This is a genomic window from Mogibacterium pumilum (assembly GCF_002243385.1).
Taxonomy (GTDB): domain Bacteria; phylum Bacillota; class Clostridia; order Peptostreptococcales; family Anaerovoracaceae; genus Mogibacterium; species Mogibacterium pumilum.
Genome location: NZ_CP016199.1, coordinates 1,121,260 through 1,138,220, shown reverse-complemented (window position 1 = coordinate 1,138,220; position 16,961 = coordinate 1,121,260). Strand labels below are relative to the sequence as shown.

Below are 16,961 nucleotides of genomic sequence, written 5' to 3'. Positions count from 1 at the left end.
CTACTTTATAAACATCGCATCGCCGTAGCTAAAGAACTTGTATCTCTCACGCACAGCCTCTTCATAAGCCTCGAGAATGTGCTCTCTATCGTAAAGTGCCGAAACTAGCATAATCAGTGTCGATTTAGGCAAATGAAAATTTGTAATGAGCGCATCCACGACTTTGTACTTGTATCCGGGATATATAAATATCCCCGTATTACTGTGTCCGCTTTCAATCTGCCACACACCGTCAACCTGCTTTGCTGCACTTTCAAGGGTTCTCGTCGATGTCGTACCAACCGATATTACGCGTCTTCCTTCTCTAATTGCACGGTTTACAGTATCTGCGGTTTCAGGCTCTATGGTGTATTCCTCAAAATGCATCTTGTGGTCTTCGATATTATCCACCTTAACCGGTCTAAAAGTTCCGATGCCGACATGAAGTGTTACGTATGCGATCTCAACACCTTTAGCTCTTAATTGCTCAAGCAGTTCATCTGTAAAATGAAGTCCTGCCGTCGGAGCAGCCACAGACCCGTCCACCTTGCTGTATACGGTCTGATATCTCTCCTTGTCATCATTACCCGCATCTCGTTCGATATAAGGAGGAAGTGGCATACTGCCAATCTCTTCAAGGCGCTCCATGAATATACCTTTGTATTCGAACTCGATTATACGAGTGCCATTTTCCTCGTCCTTGAATCCAAGTATGTGCGCCTTGAACAGCCTATTTTCATCGAGAATAACGGTATCGCCTTCCTTAAGTCTCTTGCCTGGCTTAGCTAAGCTCTCCCACTTGTCACCATTTAAGCGTTTGATGAGGAGAAGTTCAATATGTGCACCTGTCTTCTCCTTAGTCCCGTAAAGTCTTGCGGGAATTACCCTCGAATCGTTTACGACCAGACAGTCACCCTCGTGAAGGTAATCTAGTATGTCGTAAAAGTGCTTATGCTTGATACTATTCTCGGTTCTATCGAGTACCATCAATCTACATTCATCCCTTTTTAACGAAGGTGTCTGCGCTATCAGTTCCTTGGGTAGCTCGTAATCAAAATCTTCTAGTCTCATTTATTATGTATTCTCCAGTTCTAATAAGCGAGGCGCAATTACGAATACGAGAGATTTCTGCATATCAGCCGCACCCCTTATTAATCTTCTTTGTAGTAGGACATAAGTCCTAGGTATTCGTATGCGAGTTTAGTAACCATACGCCCCTTCTGCGTACGGTACATGAGGTCTGACTGAATTAGAAACGGTTCATTGACATCCTCGAGTGTTACCCTTTCTTCACCGATTGCACTAGCAATGGTTTCAATTCCAACCGGTCCGCCGCCAAAGCTCTTGATTATCGTCTCGAGAATCTGTCTGTCTAACTTATCGAGTCCAAGTTCGTCCACGCCGAGAGCCTCTAGTGCTTTACGTGTAACTTCGATATTAAGCTGTCCGTCACTGATTACTTCGCTGAAATCCCTAGCTCTTTTAAGCAACCTGTTGCCAATTCTAGGCGTTCCTCTCGATCTTCTCGCCAGTTCATCGAGTGACTCGTCGTCTATCTCGATGCCGAGAACCTTCGCTGAACGCAGCAAAATATTTCTGATTTCCTCATGAGTGTAGAACTCGAATTTCGTGATTATTCCAAATCTGTCTCTTAAAGGTGCCGACAGGCTTCCCGCTCTAGTCGTAGCCCCGACTAGAGTAAATTTAGCGATATCGATACGGAGTGACCTCGCCGCAGGTCCTTTTCCGATAATGATATCTAGTGCAAAGTCTTCCATAGCGGAATACAGGACCTCTTCAACCGAACGATTTAGCCTATGAATCTCATCAATGAATAGGACGTCATTCTCATTTAAATTTGTGAGAATAGCGGCTAAGTCGCCAGCCCTGCTGATTGCGGGTCCTGACGTGATCTTGATATCTACGCCAAGTTCATTTGCAATTATATTTGCAAGAGTAGTTTTTCCAAGACCTGGAGGGCCATAGAAAAGCACATGGTCAAGTGACTCACCACGCTTCTTAGCAGCTTCAATATATATCGATAGGTTCTCCTTCGCCACTGATTGTCCGCAGTACTCACTTAGGTACTGTGGTCTGAGCGTGAATTCACCGTTTATCTCGTTCGGTATTACCTTTGTTGATGTAATCTTATCAAGCATTTCCTAATCCTTCTATCAATTAAAGTAGATACTTAAGTGCCTTCTTAAGGTATGTCTCCACATCGAGACCTTCATCGGTTACGTGACCGATTGCCTCTTCAGATTCATTTTTTGAATACCCAAGCGTGGTGAGAGCCATAACAGCTTCCTGTCTCGCTTTATCAAGACCTGGAATAGAAGCTGGTGTAGGTTCTCCAATATCTGGCATAGGAACTGCATCTATCTTATCGCATAGCTCAAGAATTACACGCTCTGCAGTCTTCTTACCTACTCCCTGCGCCTTAGCAATTGCAGTAGCATCCTTATTGGCTATACTGTATTTGATCTCATCAGCTGATCCAGTCGACATGATCGCGAGTCCTGCCTTTGGGCCAATACCTTTTACAGTGATTAGCTGTTCGAACAGATTTAAAGAATCAAGCTTCGAGAAACCGTAAAGCGACATGCCGTCTTCCTTGACCTGCATATACGTAAATATATTTAAAAAATCCCCTTCACGATGCAGAAGCAGTGGCGAAGTATCCGCAACGTATATGCGAAACCCGATTCCTCCACTCGTCTCGATAATCATCGAGCCCTTGTCGTAATAAAGGTATTCACCTTTGATATTTCTTATCATTATCTCTTATCTCCTAATAACTCTGGAATTACGCGAATGTGCATGACAGATAGCGGCAGCTACTGCGTCGGCCGTATCGTCTGGTTTAGGGACTTCCTTCAAATTCAGAATGGTCTTGACCATCGTCTGAACCTGATTCTTATCCGCCTTTCCGTAACCTACAAGCGCTTGCTTAATCTGCATTGGCGTGTATTCCGATACCAAAAGCCCACCCTCAACGCATGCAAGCAAAGCGATTCCTCGCGCCTCACCTACGCCGATGGCCGTCGTAACGTTTCTATTAAAAAAAAGCTCCTCTATCGACGCTTCATCCGGCTTGTACTCCTGAATTATTCCAGACAGCCCGTCGTAGAGCAACTTTAACCGCTCAGGCATCGGAACTCCCGCCGTCGTTTCGATTGAACCATAATGAATGGTCTTGAAGCGGTTGCCATTGTAATCTAAAATGCCATATCCCATGATGGCGTAACCTGGGTCTATTCCTATAATTCTCATCATTAATCACCTCCGATATTTTACCAAAACTAGGCTATTTTGTCCATTAAACAAGGTTGCGAACATTAATGTTTCGTATTTATTTATTCACTTGAAAATTTATGCTACAATCATTGTGTGATGTGTGCAAAGAACCTTTTTTATCATTTGGAGGACAGATGCGTTACTCAAGGCAGAATAAGATATTGGAATTAATCCAAAGACACGTTGTAGAGACACAGGATCAACTACAGGATCTACTCGAGCAGGAAGGATACAAAGTAACTCAGGCGACTATCTCTAGAGATATCAAAGAGCTACAACTCGTTAAAGTATCAATAGATAAAGATCGCTATAAGTACACATCAGGGAAATTCGACATTCAACCGATTTCCGAAAGGTTCATCAAGATTTTTAGAGAGACTATCGTCTCCTATGCGTCGGCACAAAATCTGATAGTAGTTAAGACACTTCCTGGCTGCGGTAATGCTACAGCTGAAGCTATCGATTGTCTAAAACTAGAGCATGTTGTCGGCTCCGTTGCTGGCGATAACACCCTACTTATTATTGCTGAACATGAGCAATATGTTGCGGCAATTCTCAAGGTGTTCGAAGACATGATTGCCCTAAGGGACTAAAATTAAACATTGAGGTAAGTTAATGCTCGATCGTATTGAAATTACTAATTTTGCGACAATTGGACATATGTCATTTGACCTTGGCCCCTCTCTTAACATCATCACTGGTGAGACGGGCTCTGGTAAATCTGTACTAGTACAGGCTATCAGCACAGCCCTCGGGGACCGTGCTGATATTTCTATGATCAGAAATGGTACAGACAAAGCGCTGATTCAAATTGTTAGTCATATTGGAGGCGAAGATGTTATTATCTCACGAGAGATTCTTAAGTCAGGAAAAAGCGTAGCAAAGCTCAATGGTGAGATAGTTTCTCTGGCAAAACTACGAGATTTTTGCAGGGAATTCGTCGATATCCACGGACAGTACGATAACCAACAGATACTAGATCCAGAGAACCATATACTCATCACCGATAGCTATAATCATGGATTTATCGAAATGGAGCTCGCTAAGCTTAGTGACCTTTATAAACTCTATCATGAAGTCAAACGTGAATACGATCAGCTACTCCGAAGCGAGTCAGAATCGCGGAGACAGCAGGACTTCTATCAATTCGAATTTGACTATATCAATAACCTTGATTTGCAGGCTGGTGAAGATGACGAGTTACGAGAGCAGCTCGACTTAATGCGTAACAGCGAGCGAATATACGATGCTGTTGCTGGTTCATATAGCAAGCTAACTGATGATCCTTCTGTTCTCAGTATTATTGGCTCATGTATGAATCAGCTTCATGGTATTGCATCATACAGCGAAGAGCTCGGTGAACTATCAGAGAGCTTCTCAGAGCTATACTATAGCCTTGAGGATATCTCCTCTACCCTTAGAAACACCAGTGAATCTATCAACTTTTCCGAAGATGAGATAGACCTCGTATCGTCTAGGCTTAGTGTAATTGAGGATGCTAAGCGAAAATACAATATGAGCATCGAAGAAATTATTGCATACAAAGAAGAGCTCGATGGCAAGCTTGACGTAATTCATAATCTTGATGATGAGAAGAAAAAACTTGCTGAGCTGATAGACAAGAGATACCGCGAACTCAAAACTCAGGCTGAACTAGTTAGCAATATTAGAAAGTCTAATGCAGCTTCACTAGAAAGAGAGATGATCAAGGAACTTCAGGATCTTGCTTTTGCAAATTCCGAATTCAAGATTGAGATAACTAAGCTTGACGACATCTCTGAACTGGGATATGACGATGTTGAATTCCTCATATCTACTAACCCAGGCGAACCTCTGAGACCAATGGCCAAAATTGCTTCTGGCGGTGAGATCTCTAGAATAATGCTCGCCTTCAAGCATATCATCGGTAGTAACGACAGTGTTGAGACCATGATTTTTGATGAAATCGATACTGGAATTAGTGGCAAGACTGCACTTGTGGTAGGTCACAAGCTTAATGAGATTGCTGAACATAGACAGATATTGTGTATCACTCACCTACCTCAGATTGCCGCTTCTGGAGATGATAACTTCTCGATTGATAAGGAGATTTCAGATGGTAAATCTCATACAGTTATCGAGCACCTAGATGAGATAGGAAAGCTCGAGATGCTTGCAAGATTAATAAGCGGCGCTCCTGACAGTAGCAATGCACTTGAAGCTGCTAGAGAGTTAGTTGCATCAGTGAAAAAGTAAAGCTTGAAGCATAGCCTCAAGCTTTTTCATTAATCTAGTTTATCATTGGTAATTTCATGTGCTTTTGAATTAACTACCAGTTAAAGACGAATAGTTCAAGTGATGTGTTCTTATCCATCTCACCTGTCTTCAGCAGTCTATCAGTATCGTATAGCTCAATCAGGGCTTTCTTAATCTTAGACTTACCAACTTTTCTAGCTGCAGCATAGGCCTTCTTCAGACGATACTCATTCACTCCAAGATTCTTAGCCATAGCCTTTATCGGCATGCCCTCATCATCTAGTTCCAGCGAATCATACATAATCTCAAACTGACCTATTAACGTAGATGCAAGTGAGAATACATTTCCCTTATCTTTTGAGTTTTCACCAGCAGCAATGGTATTTATGAGAAGCTGCATAGCCATGCTCTTCTTTCCAGCTAGTAGATAGTCAATGAAGTTAAACACAAACCTATCCTTATCACCAATCATTATATCTTCTATAAGCTGCTTTGATATAGCATCTTCATCAGAAGCGTTGACTAGCTTCATAAGGTCTGATTCCATCCTATATAAATCATATTCACTGTCATTATTGAGATAACCAGAGATATCTACGAGGTAATCCATATCTCGAGCTCCAATCAACTTGCCAGCTGAGCGAATTCTCTTGTTTACAAATGATTTAAGTTCTGCTGGATTTAGTCTCTCGAAATTATATGTGTTACATACTCTAGATACCTTTGTGGCAAAAGCGTTTAGCTTCTCTTTCTTACTAGGGCTCGCAAGAGGCTCTAGATAAAATAAGAGAATTGTCGATGGATTCGGGTTGCTGAAGTACTCGAGAATCGGTGCGGTTTCAGTTACTGCGCTCTTTTTCACTAGTGGCATATAATTTTTAACAGTCAAAACTCTTGTGCTGGCAAACATGGTCATAGTATTAGCAGTTTCAACGATTTCCTGCGCTGTTACACTCTCTCCATCGAGATCTGTAACTACATATTTTCTGTCAGCCTCACTCGAATTGTTTTCTACTATGGTCTTCACAGCCCAGTCAGTAAGAAAGCCCTCTTCACCATAGAGAAAAATGTTACTGCCTATTACCCCACTCTTTATATCCTTGCTAAACTCTTTAAATGACATTCTTAATCATCCTATCGACTATAATTTTGTTATGGCTAATATCTACGCCAATAGCTCCTTCTTTATCATTTCTATAGACTTTAATCCCGCGCTTCTTAAAACGCTCTATTACCCCGGCATTAGGATGACCATATGTATTATGTTCACCAACCTGAATAACTGCAATTCTCGGGTTTACAGCATCTATAAACTTCTCATTAGAGCTATATCTGCTTCCGTGATGCGCTACTTTAAGAATATCGCATTTTAACACATCAGTGGATTTGTAGTATTCTATCATATCCAGTTCATCTGCCTCAACTAGGTCACCAGTTAACATTATTTTAATACCATTATAGTGCAGCATGTACACGGTATTTAATTCATTATCATCAGATTCGCTCATCGCTATCCTATCATCCATCGGCCAAATAGCTTCTATCCATACGTCTTTTGCAAGCCTTATTTTATCTTTAAATCTAACTAATTTTAGATATTTTCCCGTTACCTGATATCTGTATGGATACGGAACTATATACTGCTTTACAGGATACACTTCACCTAGTTCCATAGCCCCTTTGCAGTGATCCATGTGCATGTGTGTAAATATACTTATGTCTAGGTCGCTGCAGGCATTCTTCAAAAAGTACTCTTTAAGCACTTTCTCCCCTATATTTCGGTTCTTTTCGCCGCCACCATCTAGGAGCACATCATAAGTGTCGGTTCGTATGTGTATTCCATCTCCTTGCCCGACATCGATAAATACGACTTCATAGTTCGTAAATACGTTGCGATACGCGGCACCTACTGCAATAGACATGCATAAAGCGAGTATTACTGATTGCGTTATGACATCACATCTTTTTCTTAGAACCATAACTATATTGAACTCTGAACATATATAAAATAACAACGTATAGAAAGCTATTATCGTCGTTATTTTCATAGAGCTCATCGAGTATGAGTATTTACCATCGAGGTTAAGCACGTGATTGAGCCTAGTTATGACTTCTGTCAGATAAAATATCTCACTTTTAATTATCACTCCTACGTTACCGATTATTGAGTATGAAACTAGACCGTAGATAGAAAATGGAACAAGCAGCCCTATTAAAGCAACAATTGGTATATTGATTAGAAATCCTACTGGGTTAATTTTGTTAAATGTATATATCGTATAAGGAATCATCGACAGCTGTATAGCAAGTAAAAACCCTCCGAACTTTCCAATTAACCTGCCAAGCGGATCTGTGAGAAAAGCAATGCCACACACCGCTAGAAACGACATCTGAAAGCTTGCGCCAAAAAGCAAAAACGGATTATAGATCAGCAGTATTATAAAAGATAATGCCAATGAAGATAATAGATCAAACGGGCGCCTTAGATAAAATGCCATAATTGCAGTACAGGTAAGAATTACAGCTCTCGTAGTCGAAACATTCCAGGAAGTAAGTTCACCATATCCAAACATTGCAAACATCGTAAGAAAACCTATGATGCCTCCATGTCGTCCCATGGACATAAGCTTTAGCATCCCATATATTACCCCTACATGTAATCCACTGACAGCAAGTATGTGCGCCGTAGTATTTTCCCGAAACTCCCTGATAGTATCTTCATCTATATCGTCAGTCTCTCCAAAGGTTACACCTTTTATAAACCCATATACTTCACTTCTTCCATCAGAAACATTCTTTGCAAAACCCTCTTTAGTATTATTTAAAGAATGCCTCATGCCCCAGAGTTTACTTGTTTCTGCACCCTTTATCTCGCTTATATTGGTTATCTTCATAGTATATGTAATCTTCTTAGTCAGAAGATATCGCCTATAATCAAAACATCCTGGATTACGAGTTCCTACAGGAACTTTTATAATTCCACGAACCTCGATCTTCTTGCCATATAGTTTTAGACCTTTATTTGACTTATCAAAAGTCCGTGCATGTTTCCGAGCGAAGATTGTATCATTTACGTTCCTTATGCTCATACCTTTTGTAGAATTATTTCTGTTATTAATGCTGTCAAAGCCTTGCCATTTCTGACACCGCACTACTGTCATTTTCCCGAGTGAAGAGGTTTTAATATCTAATGAAAGCCCTTTTTCATTTTCCTTATAGGATATAACTCTACCCTGTATGCACTTTACTTTTGATAATTCATCCTGTGATAAGACCTTCATTTGATACACATGAATTCCATAATTTACCATTCCCATAATAAATATAAGCACGCAAACGAGAGTATCCCGTGTGAATACTTTTCCATCTACTTTGAGCTCTACGCCCCTCCTTATCAGCATTATCCTATACATAGCGAAAACAAATACTACCGTAATGATAATGAAATTGATAAAGTCTCCATTATTTATTAGAACGTCTGCTGCACTAGTTCCAAGCGCTAGAGACAGAGCAAGCGCTACAAGTCTTCTTCTAAACATATTTCACACCATTATATAAAAAGCATCTCGAACGTCTAAAGCACATCATGTATTCAAATACTATCACTCTAACAATTCCCTTCAGCACACACTTATTTTATGTAGCTAAATTGGCGGCTACATGCACATATAATCTTCACATTAAAATAACTCAAACTGTTCATTTTTCAAGTGTTTCATGGTATAATAACATGTTATATTTTACTTAAGAGGCAATTTATGGAAAACAACTCAACAAACATAAAAGAATTAATCAAGAGACTAAAAAACGGTGAGCGCCTCTCCCCTGAGGAAATGCGCACAGTAGCCAATCATATAGCTCAATTGAAGTTCGAAAAGGAACAGAAAGCAAAGCGCGCTCGAGCTGTAGCTAATGAAGGTGAGAAAAAAGGCCTCTCCTTCCACGAGCAGGTTGCTAAGGCGGAAGCTGACGCTAAGAAGAACAGACTCCGGAACAATCTTGAGAAGAATTCATCGAAGCACAACTCAAATGAGGCAGCTCTTAACAATAAGAATCAAATCATAAGCGAAGATGGTAAAGATACATTTTATAAACAGGTTGCCAAAGCTGAGGCAGAGGCTGCAAAGCGCGATAAATCAATAAGAAAAAGAGCAAAAGAAGAAAAAAAGCTTCTTAAACAGGAGCAGAAAGCCAAGACCCGCGGTGAAGATAGAGGCTTTAGCCCTAAGCGAGATCTTAGACACCCTGTTCAGTTTATCAAGCGCGTATTTACTAAGCCAAACCCATACTATACACCTGGAGCTGGAGAGTACATCATGGTAGCTGGAAAAAAAGTTAAGAATAAGGCTCGTACATTCAGCATAAAGTATGCTATACGCAACTTTATCGTTATGGGTGTAGTGATGACACTTATGTTTTCAATCTACGCATCAACGGTTATCGCCTTCGCTCCTAAGATTGATCCTCATAAGATTTATGATCAGATTTCCACTGATACGATAATATACGACGATACTGGTAAGCGCGTCGGAAGTGTCAATAGCGGCGAAAGTCGAACGATCATCAAGTACAAAGACATACCGAAACATACAGTTGACGCTTTTGTAGCTCTTGAAGATAAGACTTTCTGGAAACACCATGGTTTCAACTGGACGAGAATGGTGGGAGCTATCGTCTCCTCATTTGGTCGTGGAAATATTCGCGGAACTAGTACGCTAACCCAGCAGCTAGCCAGAAACGTATATCTACCAAATATCAAGAGTCAGAGATCAGTTCGCCGTAAAATTCTCGAGATGTACTACGCAGCGAAGATTGAGCGAACTCTCTCCAAGAAAGAAATCTTCGCCGCATACGTGAACAGCATCTATTTTGGATATGGTAATTACGGAATTGAGAATGCGTCTAAGACCTATTTTTCTAAGAGCGTAAACGAGCTTTCTGTAAAAGAAAGTGCTGCCCTCGCTGCTATGCCGCAGTCACCAGATACGTATTCACTTATCCAAAATGCCGATTCTCCGCTTGCATCAAGGGAGACATCAACACCTATCAAGGTGAATGGTAAGACATACATCGCAAACGACATTGCTAAATCACGTAGGCAGATCGCGCTCAAGCTCATGTACGAACAGGGCTATATTACAAAGTCGCAGTACAAGGATAACGCTTCTGTTGATCTCGTAGACTTTATCAACCCTACTCTAAATTCGGGTAGCGATGCAGGAACATCATACTTCAAAGATTACACTGTAAATCAAGTAATCAGAGCACTGATGAAGAAGTATAAGCTCAACTATAAGAGTGCTCACGATATGGTATACAACGGTGGACTCAAGATTTACTCGACAATGGACTCAAAGGCACAAAAAGCTGTTGAGGATGGTTTCAAAGAAGGAAGCTACTTCCCTTCACTAACTGGGCTCAAGAAAGACAGCTCGGGTAATATCGTCAGCGACAAGGGCTCAATCACACTATATGCCTATGACAATATGATCCAGAATGACAGATTTATACTACAGGACGGGGAGTGCAAAAAGAATAGCGATGGATCGATTACAATTTACAAGAACAAGAGACTCAATATTTACAAGACTTCTACAGCTAATGGCACAGACTACAGTCTCGAACTGAAGCCGTCATACGTCATAGAGAATGGTAACTTGTATATAATTCCAGGCGGATATATAAATATCCCTAGCGACAGCAAATCTATGGATAAGTCTGGAAACCTCGTAATTAGTGCTAAGTTCATCAAGAACAATAGCAAGCTGGTTACAAATGTCGACGGAAATCCAGCATTCACCGACAAGCTGTATATATTGCAGGATAAGGTTATTCAGCCTCAAGGTGCGATGGTAATTACAGAAGTTGGTACAGGTAAGGTAAAGGCTATGGTTGGAGGCCGTGGTGTTACGGGCAAGCAGCTTTACAACCGTGCGATAAATCCTCGACAGCCTGGTTCCTCAATCAAGCCACTTGCTGTTTACAGTGCAGCGCTTCAGAGGAGTTATGAATATGCTGAACAAGGTCAGAAGTACCCTCTTATTGATCCTGGCAACGATAAACAAGGAACAGATAACTATGGAGACTATCTGACAGCCGCATCGATTATTATTGATGAACCTATTAAGATCAATGGCAGAGTTTGGCCAAAGAACTCTAACAACAGATACTCTGGACCTATGACTATGCGTAAAGGTATGCAGAGTTCAACAAACGTTGTTGCTGTAAAACTCTATGAACAGCTTGGTGCAGATTATTCCGCTAGCATGGTTGAAAAGTATGGTATCAGCACTCTAAATAAGTCAGCAAACGGTGACATGAACCCTGCTGCACTTGCGCTCGGTGGTCTCTCAAAAGGTGTATCCCCTTACGAAATGGCGGAAGCATACGCTACCTTCCCTAATGGTGGTGTTCGCGTTGAGAATAGAGTATTTACAAAGGTTGTAGATAGGGACGGACGAACAATTCTCACTACCGAGAAGAAAAAGCACAAGGTTCTAGACGAAGGTGTTGCATACATCATGGTAACAATGCTCAAATCTGTAGTTAATGGCGGTACTGGTTCTAACGCTGCAATCTCTGGTGTTGAGGTTGGTGGTAAGACTGGTACGACTGATAGTAAATACGATATCTGGTTTGATGGAATTACGCCAAAGTATGCGGCTTCACTATGGATTGGTACAGACGTGAACATTCCACTCACCTCATCATCATCATCTGCTGCAGCTCTTTGGTCGCGTATCATGCGCAATATGCCTAATATCAGAAAGGGTTCTTATAAGCCGGCACCTTCGAATGTAATTCGTAAGAATGGCGAGTACTTTACAAAGGGTACCGAAGGAAGACTTGGCTCTAACCCAGACTACGAGTCAAAAGAAACAGAGGTTATAGAGGACGAACAAGAAACTACCGATCAGACTCATAACAACAGCAGCAACTCAAGTAATCAAGGTAACCAAGGTAATAACCAAGGAAGTAATCAGGGTAACCAAGGTAATAATCAGGGTAACCAAGGTAATAACCAGGGCAATAACCAAGGTCAGCCAAACAATCCTTAAACTGATTTCTACTACGCCATTGTTAAGTATTTTAAATATTTGAGCATTAAAATAGCGGGGATTCTCACAAGAATCCCCGCTTAATTTATCATTTCAGTAAGTATCGCTTTGGATTAGATTAGATTAGCTTATATCCTCCCCATTTACTCCTTGCTTCTATACTTTGCTCGCGCTCCTGCTCTAAATACAGTTTCACCCTTGTAGATAAAGTTACTGAAGCCCTTCGCAACCATTAACTCATAAAATACCGTCTGACCGAAGAACATACTACCCATCGCATGGTACATAGGAAGCTTCAGTATAAAAGTGATTAAGGTCGCTACAAGTTTAGTATATTCTCCAATATTCGGCATTCCCATAAACGAAAATGCTACAAGTGGCAAGCTGCCAAATATGACAAATGGAATATACGTCATATCAAGCTGGAATAAACGAAACTTATTACCTGCCATCAGTCTTTTGCTTTCAATAAGACAGCTCATCGCACTTCTCGAAGGGTCTTCAGCAAGCACATTAAACGCTTGTCTAAACATGTAAAATGCGATGATTCCCGGTATCACTAAGAACATCGCCAGTATGGATACAACCGTCATCTGAATGATATATATTAATGTTGCACTGAAGAAAAATCTCACTCCGTCGAGGATTGACGGGTAATCAATTTGCTTATTTCTTAGATATCTAAGTATATATAGTGAACGTCCCAGCATTAAAACGCCACCCAGAGCCATCACATACACAAACGATGAAAATGCAAAATCCGGCAGCTGCGCCAGAAGTTTTGGGTCTAGGTTACCAGCTACGACTTTAAAATATGATCTAGGTATGAAGAACCCAAGAATAGCAGGTACCAAATCCATAAATATATAGAATAGCACGATTCCCAATATATAATTCATAATGTCATCCTTCATATGCATTATGGATAGATACCTAATCTCTCCGAGATCTTCTCTAACTATGTAATTATTATTTTCAGGCATAGTAACTCACTTTCTAGTTTATAATCGCCTTTAATTGTAATATACTAAAAGTAGTAATTCAAGAATTTAAGGAACGAGGTGACACTATGTATAACACAGCTCTGATTATTCTATCTTTTGTTGAAAAAACAGATGCATCACAGCTTAATGCCCTCTCAAGCGCCAGTGACTATATCGTATGTGCCGATGGTGGCGTAGATATAGCAAATACCTATGGTATCAGACCGGACTGTGTTATTGGAGATTTTGATTCTACGAACACAAGTAACCGTCTAGATTGCCTATACATTACCCTTCATTCAGAAAAGGATCTAACCGATACTGAGGCGGCAATCAACCACGCTATTGACCTCGGAGTTACCGATATCACTGTCTACGGAGGTATAGGAGGTAGACTTGATCATACACTAGGTAACATCAGCCTACTCGAGAAGTATTTTGAAAAACTTGAACACCTCGAATTTATCGATGGAAAGAACTCAATGCAGCTGCTAGATAGCGAAACATGTAGCTCTGCTACACTCGTACCAAATTCTGCATACAAATACTTCTCACTCATACCTCTAAACTCCACAGCTGATGGTGTTACAGTTACAGGTGCCAAATATAACCTTGATAACGCGTCAATCTCCCGTTCATCGACTCTTTGTATCTCTAATGAAATTTCTCGTAGTGAGGCGCATATTTCGGTTCGTTCTGGCAAGATTATTCTTGTTCGTTCCAGCGAGTAAATTCGCACTATAATATTTGGTAATCTGATAACTGCTACACATATAATAAATACAGCTAAAAAGTCTCTGCATAACTGCAGAGACTTTTTGTGACATCATATCATTTTCATAATATTGCAGTCTCACTCTAAATAGGATTACTCCTCTCTTAAAGTAACACCAGTCTTCTTTGCAAGCACATTCAAGATATTCTTAGTCTTCTTTTCAATCTGTTTAGCAGTCATCGTACTGTCGTCATTTCCAAGCTTGATATGAAGCATGATAGACTTCTTACCTTCAGGAATCTGAGCACCTCTGTACTCCTCGGTAAAACTGACTTCCTTAGCCATGTACTTAATCGCTTCATAGATATCTTTCCACTTAACATCCTCATCTGCAAGAAGTGACAAATCTTCCTCTACGAGCGGGAACTGTGGTAAATGCTCAAATTTGTTAGTTCTTGAAGTAAACGGAACAAGCTTCTTAACATCTAGTTCAAACACCGCTGCACTTGCCTTCTTTACTCCAGCATCCGATAGTGTAACAACAGATACTAAACCAAGTGAACCGATGACTTCTTTGTCACCATTAACGATATTTAAGTATACATCCGAATCAGCCCAAGATGGTTTTTGAATCTGCTTAAACTGATATCCGTTCATATGGCAATATCTTGGTAGCGACTCAACCACACCTTTTGCTTCAAAGAACAGAGATTTCGCATCCTTTCCAACGACAGCTCCAGTGAGCATAAGTTTATGAACCGGCAGAGTCTCATCATCTGAAGAAGGATGGAACTCACCCTTCTCAAACACCTCAGCAATCTCGAAAATTTTGAAGTTATCATAGTATCTAAGATTCTTAACGATTGCTTCAAGCGCCCCAGGCACAAGCGACTGTCTAAGAGTTGCAAGCTCCGGAGCTGGTGGTGTTGCAAGTCTTATGCCATTTTCCATATTGACCCTTGCAGCCTTGATGTACTTCTCATCTATCCAAGGATATGTAAATATCTCATTGAATCCACATCTAAACGCTAAATGCTCTCTGAGGTTCCTATTGAGATCTGTATCAATCTGATGAACAGCATTCTCGAAGTTGACAGGAAGTGGCTTAGCCTCAAAGTTCTCGTATCCGACAAGTCTTGCGATTTCACCGAGAACGTCATCTCTCATCGAGATATCGCCTGTTGAACGCCATGTTGGTGCCACTGTGTGGTATACACCATTCTTGAATTCAACTTCAAATCCAAGTCTTCCTAGAGTATCTGAAATCTCCTTCTCATCGAACACCTTCCCAAGTCTTGTATCGAGAAATGCCTTTGTGATATCAACTTCAGCTCTTTTAGTAACTACAGGGTTAACGTCCTTAAAAGCAACGAACTCAGCTTCAGGGAAGATTTCCTTAAATAACTTTATACCGAGAGCAAGCCCCTGATCAACTCTCTGCGTATCTATGCCCTTCTCGTATCTGATAGATGAATCTGTCTTCTCATCAAAACGCTTCCCTGTGTTTCTGATAGCACCCGCTGTGAAGTTCGCAACCTCAAGCACAACATCAACCGTATCATCTAGGATAGAATCCTTTTTACCGCCTCTAATTCCTGCAAGTGCCATCGGACCTTCCACATCACATATAACTAGGTCTTCCGTTGTTAGTTCGATATTCGCTCCATCGAGTAGTTCAAGCTTCTCATCAGCCTTTGCATTACGAACGATAATTTTCTCACCAGTTACGTGAGTTCTGTCAAATGCATGTGTAGGCTGACCCACACTGAGCATAATATAGTTGGTAATATCAACAATAGCATTGATTGGTCTCATACCGCCATTGATAATCGCAGTCTTCATCCATAGAGGCGACTCCTTTATAGACAGATTTCTAACCTCAAGACCTGCGTATCTATAACACTTCTCTGGAGAGTCGATTTCAACATCGTACTCTCTAATTCCTTCAGGCGCAACGAATTCATCTAGCGGCTTTAGAGGTAGCTTGTAAATCGCTGCGAGTTCTCTAGCGATGCCATAGTGTCCCCATAGGTCAGGTCTGTTTGTGAGCGACTTATTATCGATTTCAAGAACAGTATCATTCATACCGATAGCGTCAGCGATATTCTGTCCTGGAGCTGTATCGATATCACCAAGATCAACGATTACTGCAGGATCATCTGTCGGATAGAAGTCTTCCAAATAAACTTCTTCTGCGCCACAAATCATACCGTACGAAGCTACTCCACGCATCTTCGTCTCTTTAATCTTCATGAGCTCACTCTCGCCGTGCCAGTAAACTTCAGCACCTGGCTTCGATACAACGACCTTCTCACCCTCATATAGGTTTGAACCGCCGCATACTATCTGAACATCTTCTGCTTCACCAATATCCACCATACAAACTCTAAGCTTGTCGGCATTCGGATGAGCTTCAACAGATGTAATTTTACCAACTACAATGTCATGGAATTTTTCAGCAGTATCCACAACACCTTCAACCTCAACTGTTCTCATAGTGAGGTCGTAAGCAATCTGCGCATTCGTTAAATCCGCAGGTATATCAATATATTTCTTTACCCAATTTAGTGATACTTTCATAACGCCCTCCTACTTGAACTGCTTTAAGAATCTAAGGTCAGCACTATGGAAAAGTCTTACATCGTCAACTCCGTAGCGCATCATAACGAGTCTATCAAGACCAATATTAGTGTA

Annotated in this window: 13 protein-coding genes; 4 read left to right on the top strand and 9 right to left on the bottom strand. The window is 41.0% G+C overall.

Annotated elements, in window-relative coordinates; all coding sequences use genetic code 11:
• From queA to ruvC, 4 genes are all read right to left on the bottom strand, one after another.
• On the bottom strand, positions 1-1,050 hold the full coding sequence (queA, locus tag AXF17_RS05455; RefSeq protein ID WP_094234151.1) for a tRNA preQ1(34) S-adenosylmethionine ribosyltransferase-isomerase QueA: 1,050 nt from the start codon (positions 1,048-1,050) through the stop codon (positions 1-3).
• An 80-nt stretch (positions 1,051-1,130) separates the two neighbouring features.
• Positions 1,131-2,138, bottom strand: coding sequence for a Holliday junction branch migration DNA helicase RuvB (gene ruvB, locus AXF17_RS05450; RefSeq protein WP_094234150.1), 1,008 nt, complete (start codon positions 2,136-2,138; stop codon positions 1,131-1,133).
• Positions 2,139-2,157: 19 nt separating this feature from the next.
• The gene (gene ruvA / locus AXF17_RS05445) at positions 2,158-2,757 is read right to left on the bottom strand and encodes a Holliday junction branch migration protein RuvA (RefSeq protein WP_094234149.1); all 600 of its coding nucleotides are present in this window, start codon (positions 2,755-2,757) and stop codon (positions 2,158-2,160) included.
• A gap of 6 nt (positions 2,758-2,763) precedes the next feature.
• Complete coding sequence (ruvC, locus tag AXF17_RS05440; protein WP_094234743.1) at positions 2,764-3,252, bottom strand: crossover junction endodeoxyribonuclease RuvC; 489 nt, start codon at positions 3,250-3,252, stop codon at positions 2,764-2,766.
• 158 nt (positions 3,253-3,410) lie between these two features.
• Between ruvC and AXF17_RS05435 the strand changes: the two genes are divergently transcribed.
• A complete protein-coding gene (locus AXF17_RS05435) occupies positions 3,411-3,869 on the top strand; it encodes an arginine repressor (RefSeq protein ID WP_094234148.1) in 459 nt (152 codons plus the stop codon).
• Positions 3,870-3,891: 22 nt separating this feature from the next.
• Positions 3,892-5,511: a DNA repair protein RecN gene (recN, locus tag AXF17_RS05430; protein WP_094234147.1), complete on the top strand. Its 1,620-nt coding sequence runs from the start codon at positions 3,892-3,894 to the stop codon at positions 5,509-5,511.
• Positions 5,512-5,584: 73 nt separating this feature from the next.
• Here recN and holA read toward each other — a convergent pair whose 3' ends face one another.
• Both holA and AXF17_RS05420 read right to left on the bottom strand, forming a co-directional pair.
• Positions 5,585-6,634 carry a DNA polymerase III subunit delta gene (gene holA, locus AXF17_RS05425; protein WP_094234146.1) on the bottom strand — a complete coding sequence of 350 codons (1,050 nt, stop codon included), beginning with the start codon at positions 6,632-6,634 and terminating at the stop codon, positions 5,585-5,587.
• Positions 6,624-9,050, bottom strand: coding sequence for a DNA internalization-related competence protein ComEC/Rec2 (locus AXF17_RS05420; RefSeq protein WP_094234145.1), 2,427 nt, complete (start codon positions 9,048-9,050; stop codon positions 6,624-6,626). The genes holA and AXF17_RS05420 overlap by 11 nt, the downstream gene beginning before the upstream one ends.
• 219 nt (positions 9,051-9,269) lie before the next feature.
• Here AXF17_RS05420 and AXF17_RS05415 point away from each other — a divergent pair, with 219 nt between their 5' ends.
• Complete coding sequence (locus tag AXF17_RS05415; RefSeq protein ID WP_094234144.1) at positions 9,270-12,569, top strand: transglycosylase domain-containing protein; 3,300 nt, start codon at positions 9,270-9,272, stop codon at positions 12,567-12,569.
• A gap of 143 nt (positions 12,570-12,712) precedes the next feature.
• On the opposite strand, the gene AXF17_RS05410 is transcribed toward AXF17_RS05415, so the two are convergent.
• Positions 12,713-13,552, bottom strand: a complete 840-nt coding sequence (locus tag AXF17_RS05410) for a DUF975 family protein (RefSeq protein WP_094234143.1) — start codon at positions 13,550-13,552, stop codon at positions 12,713-12,715.
• Positions 13,553-13,638: 86 nt separating this feature from the next.
• Between AXF17_RS05410 and AXF17_RS05405 the strand changes: the two genes are divergently transcribed.
• Positions 13,639-14,283 (top strand): thiamine diphosphokinase, encoded by a 645-nt coding sequence (locus AXF17_RS05405; protein ID WP_094234142.1) that lies wholly within the window; start codon positions 13,639-13,641, stop codon positions 14,281-14,283.
• Positions 14,284-14,420: 137 nt separating this feature from the next.
• Here AXF17_RS05405 and pheT read toward each other — a convergent pair whose 3' ends face one another.
• Positions 14,421-16,847, bottom strand: coding sequence for a phenylalanine--tRNA ligase subunit beta (gene pheT, locus AXF17_RS05400; protein WP_094234141.1), 2,427 nt, complete (start codon positions 16,845-16,847; stop codon positions 14,421-14,423).
• A 9-nt stretch (positions 16,848-16,856) separates the two neighbouring features.
• Complete coding sequence (locus AXF17_RS09810; RefSeq protein WP_250638262.1) at positions 16,857-16,928, bottom strand: hypothetical protein; 72 nt, start codon at positions 16,926-16,928, stop codon at positions 16,857-16,859.
• Between the last annotated feature and the right edge of the window lie 33 nt (positions 16,929-16,961).